Annotated in this window: 14 protein-coding genes; 5 read left to right on the top strand and 9 right to left on the bottom strand. The window is 65.9% G+C overall.

What is annotated here, in order from left to right; genetic code table 11:
• Positions 1 to 896: 896 nt before the first annotated feature.
• On the top strand, positions 897 to 2,411 hold the full coding sequence (locus EZ313_RS21330) for a sensor histidine kinase (RefSeq protein WP_135265309.1): 1,515 nt from the start codon (positions 897 to 899) through the stop codon (positions 2,409 to 2,411).
• 670 nt (positions 2,412 to 3,081) lie between these two features.
• Here the strand turns inward: EZ313_RS21330 and EZ313_RS21325 are convergent.
• From EZ313_RS21325 to EZ313_RS21300, 6 genes are all read right to left on the bottom strand, one after another.
• Positions 3,082 to 3,567 (bottom strand): DUF3455 domain-containing protein, encoded by a 486-nt coding sequence (locus EZ313_RS21325; protein ID WP_135265358.1) that lies wholly within the window; start codon positions 3,565 to 3,567, stop codon positions 3,082 to 3,084.
• 425 nt (positions 3,568 to 3,992) lie between these two features.
• A complete protein-coding gene (locus tag EZ313_RS21320; protein ID WP_135265308.1) occupies positions 3,993 to 4,511 on the bottom strand; it encodes a hypothetical protein in 519 nt (172 codons plus the stop codon).
• Positions 4,501 to 5,295 carry a DUF4198 domain-containing protein gene (locus EZ313_RS21315; protein ID WP_135265307.1) on the bottom strand — a complete coding sequence of 265 codons (795 nt, stop codon included), beginning with the start codon at positions 5,293 to 5,295 and terminating at the stop codon, positions 4,501 to 4,503. The genes EZ313_RS21320 and EZ313_RS21315 overlap by 11 nt, the downstream gene beginning before the upstream one ends.
• Complete coding sequence (locus tag EZ313_RS21310; protein ID WP_240788737.1) at positions 5,292 to 5,897, bottom strand: HupE/UreJ family protein; 606 nt, start codon at positions 5,895 to 5,897, stop codon at positions 5,292 to 5,294. Before EZ313_RS21310 ends, EZ313_RS21315 begins: the two co-directional genes overlap by 4 nt.
• 31 nt (positions 5,898 to 5,928) lie before the next feature.
• Positions 5,929 to 6,198 carry a hypothetical protein gene (locus EZ313_RS21305; RefSeq protein ID WP_135265306.1) on the bottom strand — a complete coding sequence of 90 codons (270 nt, stop codon included), beginning with the start codon at positions 6,196 to 6,198 and terminating at the stop codon, positions 5,929 to 5,931.
• A 15-nt stretch (positions 6,199 to 6,213) separates the two neighbouring features.
• Positions 6,214 to 7,725 carry a DUF4331 domain-containing protein gene (locus EZ313_RS21300; RefSeq protein ID WP_135265305.1) on the bottom strand — a complete coding sequence of 504 codons (1,512 nt, stop codon included), beginning with the start codon at positions 7,723 to 7,725 and terminating at the stop codon, positions 6,214 to 6,216.
• A 208-nt stretch (positions 7,726 to 7,933) separates the two neighbouring features.
• Between EZ313_RS21300 and EZ313_RS21295 the strand changes: the two genes are divergently transcribed.
• Positions 7,934 to 8,617, top strand: a complete 684-nt coding sequence (locus EZ313_RS21295; RefSeq protein WP_240788729.1) for a sigma-70 family RNA polymerase sigma factor — start codon at positions 7,934 to 7,936, stop codon at positions 8,615 to 8,617.
• Entirely contained in the window at positions 8,614 to 9,279 is a 666-nt protein-coding gene (locus EZ313_RS21290) for a ChrR family anti-sigma-E factor (RefSeq protein WP_135265355.1), read from the top strand. Before EZ313_RS21295 ends, EZ313_RS21290 begins: the two co-directional genes overlap by 4 nt.
• 416 nt (positions 9,280 to 9,695) lie before the next feature.
• On the opposite strand, the gene EZ313_RS21285 is transcribed toward EZ313_RS21290, so the two are convergent.
• Positions 9,696 to 10,340 carry a transcriptional regulator gene (locus EZ313_RS21285; protein ID WP_205960451.1) on the bottom strand — a complete coding sequence of 215 codons (645 nt, stop codon included), beginning with the start codon at positions 10,338 to 10,340 and terminating at the stop codon, positions 9,696 to 9,698.
• Positions 10,341 to 10,649: 309 nt separating this feature from the next.
• Between EZ313_RS21285 and EZ313_RS21280 the strand changes: the two genes are divergently transcribed.
• Entirely contained in the window at positions 10,650 to 10,841 is a 192-nt protein-coding gene (locus EZ313_RS21280) for a DUF3606 domain-containing protein (RefSeq protein WP_135265304.1), read from the top strand.
• Positions 10,842 to 11,162: 321 nt separating this feature from the next.
• The gene (locus EZ313_RS21275) at positions 11,163 to 11,399 is read left to right on the top strand and encodes a hypothetical protein (protein ID WP_135265303.1); all 237 of its coding nucleotides are present in this window, start codon (positions 11,163 to 11,165) and stop codon (positions 11,397 to 11,399) included.
• A gap of 3 nt (positions 11,400 to 11,402) precedes the next feature.
• Here the strand turns inward: EZ313_RS21275 and EZ313_RS21270 are convergent, their stop codons facing one another.
• Positions 11,403 to 11,657: an ATP-dependent DNA ligase gene (locus tag EZ313_RS21270; RefSeq protein ID WP_240788728.1), complete on the bottom strand. Its 255-nt coding sequence runs from the start codon at positions 11,655 to 11,657 to the stop codon at positions 11,403 to 11,405.
• A gap of 861 nt (positions 11,658 to 12,518) precedes the next feature.
• The gene (locus EZ313_RS21265) at positions 12,519 to 12,863 is read right to left on the bottom strand and encodes a hypothetical protein (RefSeq protein WP_135265301.1); all 345 of its coding nucleotides are present in this window, start codon (positions 12,861 to 12,863) and stop codon (positions 12,519 to 12,521) included.
• Positions 12,864 to 13,000 lie beyond the last annotated feature (137 nt).

The following is a 13,000-nucleotide window of genomic DNA, read 5'->3' as shown; positions in this document are numbered from 1 at the left end:
GCGGTGAATAAGTAGTTGGCGTGACCGCTCAGGCTGTCCACCTGCCCGTGTGCCAAGTCGACGGCGTGCCGGGCTCAGGACTTCGATCACAAGAATGCGTCAGCCTCGGCCGCGACTTCATAATCGCTGTAGCCCATAGCTGCAATCATCTTCAAACTCACCGTCTCCGCTCCTGGTCCTTGGGTCAGGGTTTTTTTGTCGTTGGAGCTGTAAGGTTCGCAATGTTTGATCCTAGCCGAGCCTGGCGTCGCGTTGAGCCAGCCTGCTGTTTAGAGGCGCAGTGGTTCACCCTCGCGCTTGTCGCCTGCGCTCACCCAAGGAGCACGCCCCGGACCACAATGCCTGTGCGTACCGCAGTCTCTCCTTGATGCCCTCGGCCATCTACCCACTTGGCTCCGCACGCTCTGGAGTGCGAATTCGACGCGTGGCTAATCGTCAACAATTCGGCTCTCCAGGCTGAATCAGAGCTGCTGCGTTGGCAGCTAGAGGGCGCATCTGGAGGACGAGCTCCTACTGAGGCCCGGATCCAGGCGGCCCATCAACTTCGCGCGGCAGCTGCACGGCTATTCTTTCCCGCGCTCGAAGAGATGGGGGGACTTGCGCGGTCAAGCTCGTGGTCAGACTACATAGCCCGTCAGGCATCGATCTCAGCTAGTCCAGCGCCGGCCTTCTTGCCGCCGCGCGGGCGCTTGCATCGGTCGGCCAGCAACAGCTAGCTCGGCCGTGCGCTTGTCGATTTCGTCCGCCCGCAACTCGCTGAAGGCGATCCATGCGGCGTAGGTGCGGGCGACGGTTTTTTCCACACGGGCGGGAGCCCCCGCGCGGCCGCAGAAGCTATGCGAGCCAGGTTCACGACGTGACGCCGCTCTCCGGCGTGGGCGAGAATCCCGGCCTTGATGCACCAGCCCCAAGCAACGCGCGACGACCTGTCGGATTTCTTCGATAACGCTCCGGTCGGGCTTCATTTCCAGACGGAAGACGGTCGCATCCGTCAGTCGAACCATGCCCTTGCTGAGCTTCTGGGCAGCACCCGCGAGCAACTGGCCGGCCAGAGCTTCACCGCCTTCTACGCCGATTCGGTCTTGGCTGCGGACCACCTGGAACGCTTGCGCAAGGGTGAGGACCTCAACAGCGCGGAGGTCACTCTGCGCTCTCGCGAGGGGGCAGAGCGGCATGTACTTGTCTCAGCCTCAGTCCTCCGCAATGACGGCAGGTTCATCCATGCGCGTGTCTTCACCCGCGAGATCCCGGCCCTGCGGCGGGCCATCGACGCACTGGCGCAAGCCGATGCGCGCAAAGCGGCGATCCTCGACGCGTCCCTCGACGCGATCATCACGATGGACGCGGAAGGTCGGCTGCTGGACTTCAACCGCGCGGCCGAATCCATCTTCGGTTACCGGCGACACGAGGCCATTGATCGTCGCCTGAGCGAGTTGATCATCCCGCCCCGCCTCCGAGCAGCGCACGAGGCCGGTCTGAGGCGTTTTCTCGACAGCGGAATCGGGCCCGTCATCGGTCGCCGCATCGAGGTGGAAGCCATGCGGGCCGACGGGCAGGAGTTTCCAGTCGAACTCTCGATAGCGGTCGTGCACGGTGCACCGCCCATGTTCACCGCGACGCTGCGGGATGTCACGGAGCGCCTCAGGGCGGAACGGGAACTGCAGGAGGCGCTGCAAGCGCTGCAGCAGAGTGAATCGGCGTTGCGTGCAGCAGACCGCCGGAAGGATGAGTTCATCGCGACGCTGGCACACGAGCTGCGGAATCCCTTGTCGCCGGTGCGCACTGCGGCCGAAATCCTCGCCCGCCGCGGTCTTCGGCCCGAGAAGATCGACTTGGCCGTCGACGTGATACGGCGGCAAGTTTCGGTGATGTCCCGCTTGCTGGACGACCTACTCGACGTCGCCCGTGTCGCACGGGGGAAAGTCGAGCTGCGGAAAGAGTTGATTGCGGTCGGCGACGTACTGCGGCTTGCGATGCAGACGGCGCAATCGATGCTCGACGCCAAGTCACAACGCCTGGAACTGCAGTCGCACGTGGATCTTGACCTTCGCCTGTCGGCTGATCCTGTCCGGCTCGCCCAGGTACTCGTCAATCTGTTGACCAACGCTTCGAAGTACAGCGATCCGGGTCAAGTGATCACGCTTCGCTGTTGCAGCACCGGGGAAAGCGTTCTCTTCGAAGTAGAGGATCGGGGAATCGGATTCAGCTCGGCGGAAGCCGAACGGCTTTTCAGCCTGTTCACTCAGTTGCCGGGATCGGCAGGCCGCGCACAAGGCGGCTTGGGCGTGGGCTTGGCCCTTGCTCGATCCCTTATGCAGTTGCACGGAGGCACGCTGCAGGCACACAGCCGCGGTCCCGGGCAGGGCGCGACATTCAGGGCAACACTACCGCTGCCAGCGGACCTCCATTGAGCAGCATTCCGGTGCTCAGCAGACTGAACGGCCGCTAAGCGCGCGAAAGGTCTCGGCAACAGGAGAGGCGCGCATCAATCCCGCGGATCCGGACGGGCCGCCGGTTCTTCTTTGGACTGCTTTGGACGTAAATCTCGCAGACCGTCAGGAGCAGGCTGGCGGTTTTGCCGCAAGTAAGGCAACACACTGCTCAGTTCTACAGCAGGCATGACAAGGCAAGCGCCGCCGGGAACTCGCCGGCGCGGGCGCGTAGTGCGGCAAGTTGCACCGAAGGCCAAATGAGGGCGGGGGAGTCCACGGCATCGGCGACCAGAATTTCGCACGCTGCTTTCCTCCCGCGTGTATGAAGCTGCGGCTGCCCGACGCCTCGCACTGCCACCGACTCTCTTCGTCGGCTCATAGGTAGAGCGCGTCTTCGGCCAGATCGCGACGAATACGTCATCGACGTACGGCGAGCCATTCAGCGCCCGCGGCGAGCGCGTTCGCGTCGGGAGACCTCAAGACGGCACGTATGATCGGAGCCAAAGTGGCGAAAGCGCTGGCGTGCGTGCCATGCGCAGAAGCAAGTGGAGGTCGCGATGATCGCGAGGAGTTTTGCCCCCGATTGGCTGCTGAAACGAACGTCAGTGGGCGGCCAGCGAGATGCTGGCCGCGGGACGAAGCCCGGCCTTTAAGCGGCCTTGTAGAAGATGTAGTCGGCTTGGTACTTCACCACCTGCTTCGCCCCAACATTCGCCTGGGTGCAGGAAGCTGCGGGCGCGACGCCGCCCTGGGTGGCCACTCGTTGGATGTACGTTGTGCCGTTCAGGGCGCCATTGCCGCCGGCCGGGTCGGCCTTGACGAGTTGCAACGGGATGCTCCCCGCCGCCGCCGGATACACGGCGATCTGCGTTGCCGTCACCCTCGACCCATCCACGTTCTCCCAAGTGGCGGGCGGGCCGAAGTAGCGGCCGACGACCTTGCCGCTGCGATCGGTGAGGCGCGCATCCGGGCCCTCGAAGGCCCAGTCGAACTGACCCGGCATACCGGCCTTGGCCCGGCACGCGTAGGTGATCTCTCCGGCGCCCACGGTCTCCATCGCGACCTTGTGGCCGGCAGGCACCTGCACTGCCATCGGCAGGCTGCCCTGGTCGAAGGCTGCCGGTGACGCCCCCATGGCGCGTGTCGAGGCTGCGCGCAGCGCCGGGTCGTTGGGATCGCGGTTCGGCTGGCCGTTGACCACCGTACTCGCCTCGCCGGCCGCGACGGGCACGCTGCTGGTAGCCGGAGCGGCCCGTGCGGCCGACATCTCGGGCCGCGCGTCCGTGCCGGCGGATTCGGTGACGCCGATGAAGCCCGTGCCGCCATTGGTGATCCTGGGAACGTCTTCTGTACGCAGGGGTGTGGCCTGGGCTGCGGACGCAAACACGGCGGCGACGCCGCAGAGCTGGATTCGGGTGGAGAGTCGCATGTGCATTTCCTTCGAGGGGTTGGTGAAGTGAATACGCGTGTGGTGACTCCGTGGATCGCCATCCAATGGGTCCGTGTCGATCTTTTTCGTTTGCACGCGCAGCGCTGCCGGCGCGAAAACGTCGGCGCACCTCACCGACGCAGCAGTGCGAGGGCCAGCATCAGCAAACCCAAAGCCGTCAGCCAGGCGGCTATTACGCGCGGGGCCAGCCGCCGCAGAGGCGATTCCGGCCATCTTCCACTCGCGACCTGCCAGCTCGCGTGAAGCGCGAGCAAGATCAAGCCGGCGGTGGACAGTGCGCCGAATGCTTCCGCAGCAGTCGCGAATGGCACTCCTGCACCGAAGCCTAGAGCGAAGCCTGCCGTCGCGCAAAGCGCCAGCATCACGAGAAGTGACGGCTGGATGGCGGCAGCGCAGACGGCGCCGAACACCACGAGGCATCCCGCCACGAACGTTGCATGCCAGCCGGCGGATTGGAGCGCGAGCGTGACAGTGGCCGCCGACACGAACAAAGCCGCCGCCGGAACCACGCGCTCTCGCCGCACGTCCCGGATCACCAGCGCCACGGATGTGAGCACGCCCAAAGCCATCGGCTGCTGAAGCAAATGAAGCGCGCCGTCGGCGGCTTCTGCGGCACGGTCAGCGAACATGCACCAGAAGCGTCGCGAAGCGGCTGCGCCACGGACTCGCGTCCTGCTCCGGCGGCTCCACTCGTGTTGCACGCAGAAGCCATCCACCGCCGAAGGGCAGGGCTTGGCGTACCTGCCCTTGCGCGTCCGTCTGGCGCCACACACCAAGCGTATGGCGTTCGTTGACGAACTCGAGCCACTGCTTCGCGAGGGGCGCTCCATCCCGCAGCAACTGATAGGTGAACGGCTGGCCAGCGCGGATGGATTCGCCGCCCACCGGAACGATTTCCATCCCCAGCCCTTGTGGCCGACGCAAGTCAGGGGGCACCGGCGCGTCGCCAGCGGGCGGCACTTCGATCCTGATGGACTTGCGGTAGCTCTCGCGCCACCCGATGCCGCCGGCCTGCTGCTGCTTCCACCGTTCCACGGCCTGCGCCTGGGGGCGGATTTCGGAGAAGTAGGTGGCGACCAGTTCAGGCGTCATTTCCACGTCCTGCGCCTTGAGTTCGACCCAGCAGGCGGCGCCACCCGAAGCGTCGGCCCGGGCACGCAGCTCAAGGTATCGGGCATGCTGCTGCCGTGGGGTCAACGGGACCTGGCCCGAAGTCGCGGCGCTGCGGCAGCCTGCTTGCGCGATGCTCGAGGCGGACGGCGCCGATTCGCGCAGCGGAAAGCGTGACCCGGTCGCGAGCTGCAGGCGGAGCAATCTCGTGTCCGCTTCGCTGGAAGCATGCGCGAGCCAGCTGTCGTGGGCTCGCACCGGCAGCACTGCCATCAACAACCAGACGGCGAGCAGGACTCTCACGACCAGACCCTCGCGAGCATCCAGGTACCGGCCAACGCCATGGCCGCGCCGGTCCCCCGCAGCAACGCCCTTCCTCGCGGAAGGCAATCCAGCCGCCCGAGTGCGATGCCCGCGACGTGCAGCAGGCCGGTGGCGATGACGAATCCCGCGGAATAGGCAGCAGGCGATGCAGCCTCCGGCAACTCCGTACCGTGCGCATGGCCGTGCAAAACCCCGAACACGGCGACCAACGCCAGCGCCGCCGCAACAGGGGCGCGCCAGCCCGTCAGGATGACCGACCCGAGCAGCACCACGGAGATTGCGATCCCCGCCTCCACGGAGGCCACCGGCACTCCGGCGATTCCCAGCACCGCGCCGATGACCATCAACAGGGGAAAGACCACCGGCAGAGCCCAGACGAGAGGCGCCCCCAGGAACGCGCCCCAGATGCCGACCGCCACCATGGCGAGCAGGTGGTCCAGGCCTTGAACTGGGTGGAGCAGGCCGGACATCAACCCGCCTGTGGCGGACTGCTCCGTGTGCGCGAGTGCGGTTCCGCAGAGCAAGCAGAGAGCCGTCGAGAAGACCGCTCCCCGGCGCAGCGGACCGTGTGCCGACTGCACGGCCGAGGCATGGGCAGTCGGCACGGACTGCTCACAAGGCGGCCGATTCCGCGGTGTCGTCGACAGGGAGCGTGATGTCACCCAGCGTGAGCGGCTCGGCGGAGTCGCTGCTGTTGCCGATCAGCCGCGTCATGTAGGCGACGAGGGCGCTGCTGCTGCCTAGCGCGGACTGCGGCACGCTGCCGCCACTGTTCGAGCCGAGGTTCTCGCCTGCCACAGTTCCGTTGCCGCCGCCACCGCCACCGCAGGCGGCCACCACGACGGCCGCAGCAGCCACGGTGAGCGCATTTTTCAGGTTCATGGCCGCATCTCCTGCTCAGGGGAAGGTGGTACCCGCCGCGGCCGGAGGATTGAAGTTGCCCGGGATCGGCGTGGTTAGGTACGGGAATGCATTGCCGTAATCGGCCGTCGTCTTGCGCACGCCGTCCGTCAGGGCCAACCCGCCGGCGGGTGCGTCGGAGGGCGCGCAACCCACCTGCAGCGTGTCGTTCGCTCCGGTCAGCACGCACAGCGCACCCATCGCCACGCGCAGCGAGAGGTCCACCGTGTCATCGGCGGGACGGCGACCATTGGGGAAGCCAGCGTTGTCACCGCCGGCGACGCCCAGCGGGTTCTGCGCACCGGCCGCGGTCGGGGCGATGGAGGTGTTCAGCCGGAGCATCTCGCTGGGCACCACGTTCTGCGGTCGATTCAGCCCCGTGATGCCGGTGAGAAACGCCGCCACGAGGTCGCTTCGCGGGAACTTCGTGGGCGCCACGGCGCTCGGGAACAGCGTCTGGATCAGCGCCGGCAAGGTGGGGTTCGTCACGTAGTCGAGGAACCTCGCGTCATCGCGCGGCTTGGACGCGTTGAAGCGGTCCTTGTCGTCCAGCCCGACCACCAGCTCGTTGACCAATGGCATGCCCAGGCGCGAGACCTGCGCCCATGCACCGCCCGACTTCGCCGCGCCGCCCAGACCGCTGGGCGGATTGCCGTCCACCAGCTTCGCCTGTCGTACGCTTGCCGTCGTGAAGGCGCCGATCACGGGATCGCTGCCGTTCGTCAGGCATTCGATCGGCAGTTCCATCGCGATGGTGCTGACGTTCTTGGATTCCAGGTCGTTGTTGTTGCCGCCGTCCTCCGGCCCCAGCGGGTTCAGGTTGAAGAGGTCGAAGCTCTTGCCCACCGCGATGTAGAAGGGCTCCTTGCGCTGTCCGACGAAGACCTTGCCTGGCGCGTTGCAGCCCGGCACGTTCACCGTGTAGATGTGCTGTGCCGCATAGGCTGCATAGCCGCCGCCGCCGAACGTCTTCTCGCCGATGTTGTCCACGGGCTTATCGAAGCTGCTGCCGCCGCCGCTCGCATTGGCCACGCTCGATCGGGTGCCACCACGCCGGTCGCCGCGGACCACGTTCATCGAGTAGGTCTCGCGCACGAGCAGGGTGTCCGGGTTCACGCCCGAGACCGGGCCGTTGATGATCAGCGGGATCTTGACCTGCTTGCCGCCCACGGTGAGGGGCGTGCCTTTGGACGTGTTCTGGAAGCTGAACTGGAAGGAGATGTCTTCCTTCCCGTCGCCGTTGTTGTCGACGTGGATCTCGTACAGCGCGTCCGGGTCGAACATGTAGTAGTTGGGCCCGCCCTGCGGGTCCTGAAACGGCATGTAGTTGGCAAGGATCGTCACGTAGCCCTGCCGTCCGCTTTCGTAGCTGCGGAATATGTACAGGTCGGTGGCGTCCACCTTCGGCATTCCGGTGAGCGCCGGTGCTTCGCGGTGGCTGGACGCGAAGCTTGCCGATGCGGCGCAAAGCGCGAGGGCAGCCCCGGCTGCGGGCAATGGGAATTTCATGAAGGCTCCTGACGCTGCTGCTGCGAGAGCGGTTGGGGTATGGAGGGATGAACGGCCACGCATCCTGGAAATGGGCATGGAGAGTCTGGTACGCAGGCGCCGGAACGCCGGTTTGTAGGACCGCGCCGCATCGTGCTGAACAGGCACGGCTGGCCCTCCAGCCGGCGGGGCTCGTGATCCAATTGCATCCCCGAGGCGTAGAGAGCCCATGAACCTTGTCGTGGAACCGACGCAGGCGTGGGCTCGCAGTCCCAACAGCCCGCGCGCGGCGCGCGTCGGCGACCGGACGGACAGGCCCGCTCGCAGCTGTATGCCGACGAACGACGACTTCAATGCATGGATCTGCGCGGTGGCCACGAACGGCGACCGCGAGGCGTTCGCCGCCTTGTTCAGGCATTTTGCGCCGCGCATCAAGGGCTATCTCGTCCGGTCGGGCGTTCGTACGCAGGTTGCCGAAGACCTCGCCCAGGAGGCGATGGTGATCCTCTGGCGGCGCGCCGCAACCTTCGACCCCCGGCGGGCCGCGCTGTCCACCTGGCTCTTCACGATCACGCGCAACCTGCGCATCGACCATTACCGCCGGGCGACCCAGGATGCTGCCGAGGCCCGGGTCGACCACGACATTGACGTCTGGGATGTCGATCAGGAGACCGCGGACGTCCGGGCGGGCCCGGACGAACTTGCGCTCACAGCACAACGCGAGCGCAGCGTGCACCTTGCGCTCGCAGAACTGCGTCCCGAGCACGCCCTGTTGCTGCAACTGTCGTTCTTCGAGGAACGGCCGCACGCCACGATAGCGCGCGAGCTGGGTATCCCGCTGGGGACGGTGAAGTCGCGCATCCGCCTCGCCATCGCTCAGCTGCGGCGCAAACTGGATCAATGCGGACCATGATCGTTCACCATCCCGAGGATGAGTTCCTTCTCTCACTTGCCGCGGGGCGCCTGCCTGCCGGCCAAGCCGTGGTCGTGCAGGCCCACGTGGAAAGCTGCGGCCACTGCACCGAGCGGCTGAGCACCTTGGAAGCGGTCGGCGGCGCGCTGTTGGAACGCGCCGAGCCGCACCCGCTCTCCCCGGACTTGCTGGCCGCTACGCTGCAGCGCATAGCCGGTGTTCCTCCGGAACCTGCCAGCACCTCGCCAACTCCCGCGACCGCCCCGGCGGGCACGTGGCTGCCGACGGGAGTGACTTGGCCAACGAGCCTGAGGGGCAGCAAGGTCACGCCGTGGCGCTGGATCGGCCCCGGCAGGCGCTTCTCCCGTGTGCAGCTTCCACATGATCCCGAGGCGACGCTGTTCTTGCTCAGCATTTCACCGGGGCGCAGCCTGCCGCGACACAGGCACGAGCAGCTGGAGCTCACCCAGGTCCTGTGCGGCGCGTTCGTCGATGAAAGGGCGGTCTTCGGCCCGGGCGACTTCGACCAGGCGGGCCCCGACGTGCACCACGAGCCCATGGTTCAACCGGGCCAGGTGTGCGTATGTCTGACGTGGGTCGAGGGCCGCTTGCGCTTCGACGGGCACATCGCGACAGCGATCGCGCGCTGGACGGGCGTCTAATTGGCGGCTTGCCTGACGCAAAACCGCAAGAGCCGCTTATGGTTGAGCCGACGGCGTGAGCGGACATCCCAACCGAATGATGGACGCCCTCGCCGCCAACACGGCTTCACCGGCGGATTGTTCATCCGCCGGTTCCGCTTCGAGCTGCGCCGCTCGAGGAGAATGGTTGGCATGAAGGAGGCTGGCCCGTTGACAGCCTTTCTCCGCCCACTCCTTATGTCAGGCCAGCGCGGTCGCCTCGTCTCCAGCTGAAAGCCAGCGACGTCACATCCTGAGCCTTCGCAATACGCGCGTCGAAGCGCAAGCTCCCCTCGACCCAGGTCAGGCACACGCACACGCCTCCCGATCGGACAACGGGCTCGTGGTGCACGTACCGCTCGGCCGCGTCGAAGTCGCCCGGTCCGAACACCGCCCTTTCATCGACGAAGGACTTGGGTGAGCTCCAGCTGGCTGTGCCTGTGCCGCGGTAAGTTGCGCCCCCTGAGCAGGAACAGTGCCGCTTCGGGATCCTGCGGAAGTTGCACACGGGAGAAGCGCCTGCCGGGTCCGATCCGGCGCCACGGTGTGACCTTGCAGCCCCGCAGGCTCGCCGGCCAGATCACGCCGGCCGGCAGCCAGGTCGCGGCCGGCGGGGGCGCCGGAGTCGCAGGCGCACGCGCGGGTTCAGGCGGCACATCTGCGATGCGGTGCAGGGTCGCCGCCAGCGAGTCCGGGGAGAGCGGGTGGGGCTCGGCGTTCTGCAGCAGCGCGCCGCCGACCGCCTGCAACGTGCGCAGGCGCGCGCCGCACTGCGCGCACTCTTCCACGTGAGCCGCGACGACCACGGCTTGGCCGGCAGGCAGGTGCCCCGCCGCCAACAACAGGAGGAACTCGTCCTCGGGGTGGTGGAGGATCATCATCGGCTTGGATCCACCGTTCCCAGCGGGCGGGATGCCCAGCTCCCGCGCGATCGTGACGTGCGGCCGTTCCTCGAAGAACAAAACCTGCAGCAAAAGGGCTTGCTCCGGCGGCAGTTCCTTCAGCGCGCGGTGCACGCTGCGCTCGCGCTGCGCGTCCTGCACGAGTTCGTCCGGTCCCTCGCGCACATCCGGCGCCTGTGGTCGGCATTCCACACGTCGATGCCGTGATCGACCGGGCTGCCGGCGGCATCCACCGACGCGCGGCGGTAGTGATCGGTTCGCAAGTTGCGCGCGATCGTGAAGAGTCAAGTCGACAGTGCCGCCGCTGTGGGTCGAACGTTCCGGCGCGCCGCCACATGGTCACCATGAGCTCTGACGCGCAGGCGCGACGCTGTCCTACTGCTGTGCGTCTGCGGCTGACTACTATGCGGCTCAGGATTGGCTTCACACGTCAATTGCTGGGAGACCATGATGGCCGACGACAAGAGCAAGTCCCAAGGTCAAGACCGGGAGCGCATCAACGTCAATCAGGACTACGAGGCCCGCGGTTGGGCCAAGAGTCTGAAGACCACGCCGCAGCGTCTCAAGGAGGCCGTTCACGCTGTCGGTGACCGGGTCTCGAAGGTCCGCGAGTACCTGAAGAAGAGCGACAAGCCGCACTGAGGACGCCTGCCAAGGTCACGGCTGCGCATAGCTCGTTCTCGTCTGTGTAATTCACGAGCGAACACCCGAGTGGAAACCCGCCTACATCCGCTCGTTTTGGTACCACATACGTTTCGGTCGTGAACACGGAACCAAAGCAACGCCAGCAAGAGGGCGGAGACCTGACCGTGCCGGGCCAGCGCTCCGGTCACGGAGCAGCCAGCGTGTTGCCTTACCTTCAGGAATCACTTTCGGTGAGGCCCAGCACCGAACTGGAGCCACTTACAAGTTTTGAGGGTAAGACAGCGCCCCCGACGGACCCAGATGGGATTGACCCTTCCAATGGCTGCAACGGACCTACAGAAGCTGTTCGACAACTGGCGTGAAGCTGATGCTGCCGCCCGTGAAGCCGAGCGGGAGGTCCAAGCCGCTTACATGAAATTCATGGATGGGAAAGGCGAGCCGCCAAGCCGCGAGCTCCAGCTCAGGGTGCGCGTGTTGCGGCGTGCGGCAACCGATCGTCTGACTTGCGCGCTTACCGCCGCGGACAAATCCGTCGGAAAGACACCGCCCTTCTGAGCCTCAGCCCGTCCAGACGCGCCCCTCTTGCCACCCGGGCCGCTTGATCTTCACCCAGTCGGAACTCCTCACGCCCGGCTGGTAGGTGCTCTGGCGGCGCTTGGCCATCACGCCCTCAATCTCCAGGCCTGCTCCGAGCATCGCCTTGAACAAGGCGGCATCCGCGGGCAGGTCCTTGACGATCAGCAGCGGACCCTTAAGTGCCCCCGCCAGGACCTCCTCAAGCTGCCTCTTGCGCTCGACCAGCGGCAGCCGCATGACGTTCCGGCCATCTCGCACCAGCAGGTCGATGACGCAGTAGGTGACTGCCGGGGCCCCTCAATACCACTGCCTGCGCCGCGCGCGCTCCTACAAGGTGTTGAAGTCGCTCGTCCGTCAGGGCGCAACACGCAGACCTCTCCGTCCAGAACATGCGGGCCACCTGAGAGCTTGCCCAAGGCCTCCAGCACCTCAGGAAACACGTGGAGCAGTCAGCCCCGCTCTTGGTCTGGAGGCGGACGCGTGGGGCCGCGCCGGCTCGCTCTGTGCCCTCCGCCTCAATTCCAGTCATGCAGCGATAGCCATCGAACTTCAGCTCGTAGCCCACTCGGGGTCCTTGAAGGCAGCTCGACGCTGCGCCGGGGCATGCATGGGGGCGGGGATGGTCACGGGCACGGAAGGGACTGTGCCACCGAGTTGCGCCTTCGGCACAGAGGCGTTCTGTTCTGGTCCGCGCCTCTTGACCCCATGGCGGGTGAAGTGTTCAATCGCGCTGGGGAGTTACAGCACGGAAAGTGCGCAGTAGGTCGAAGTCGCACGGGAGGCGACTCCAGATGTTCAAGTGGTTCAAGCGCCGAGAATCAGTAGAGCGCCCACTGACGACGCCCCGCGTACCGGAAAGCAGGCCAGTCCGTGCTCAGGCTGCTCCGGTCCATTCAGAGCCACCGCCGCTGCCCGAGGTCCGCGAGGAACAAGACGAGGCAGCTTGGGACCTATGGGAACAGTCGCAGTTCCAGCTTGACAGCCAGTTTGGCAGCCTCACACCAGCTGCTTCGGTGCGAGTGCGGGAGGCTCGGCCCAGTCAATTCGACGAGTTGGACCCGTTCACGCGGGTCGGCAAGAACCACCGCTGAGAGCTCGCTAATCAGCAGCCGGCTTCATGAACATGCGCAGTAGGGACAGGCGCTCCGGCCGGGCCTTTGCGAGCACAGACTTGCTCCTGGTGACGACTGCTTCAAAGGCTTCTTCGCTCGTGGCGTGCGGCCCTGAACTGATCTTGCGCCACGACAAAACACTCCATGGGCAGCTGGGGTGCGAATAGCAAACCTTGGCGTATCCCACAAAGCCGCCTCGCGTCCTCACCGTGTAGCAAGCCAGGTAGTAGCCAGACACGGGACCAACCACGAGCTCCTCGGTTTCTCCGACCGTATCAAGGCCGCCCGAGAGGGTTGTCTTCTGCTCGTCGCCTGTGAACTGTAGGTTCATGAGCTGATCGTAACGATTAGACACAATGGCTCGAAAGGCACTAATTCACACGGATGGCGAATCCCAGAATCGGCGTGGTTTCTTCGCTGCACACCTCTCCCAGAGCCACCATTTGTGACGCCGAGCGTTGCGGCAGC

The sequence above is a fragment of the Ramlibacter henchirensis genome (genome assembly GCF_004682015.1).
Taxonomy (GTDB): domain Bacteria; phylum Pseudomonadota; class Gammaproteobacteria; order Burkholderiales; family Burkholderiaceae_C; genus Ramlibacter; species Ramlibacter henchirensis.
The sequence above is the reverse complement of the archived record's forward strand: the minus strand, read 5'-3'. Positions and strand labels throughout refer to the sequence as shown.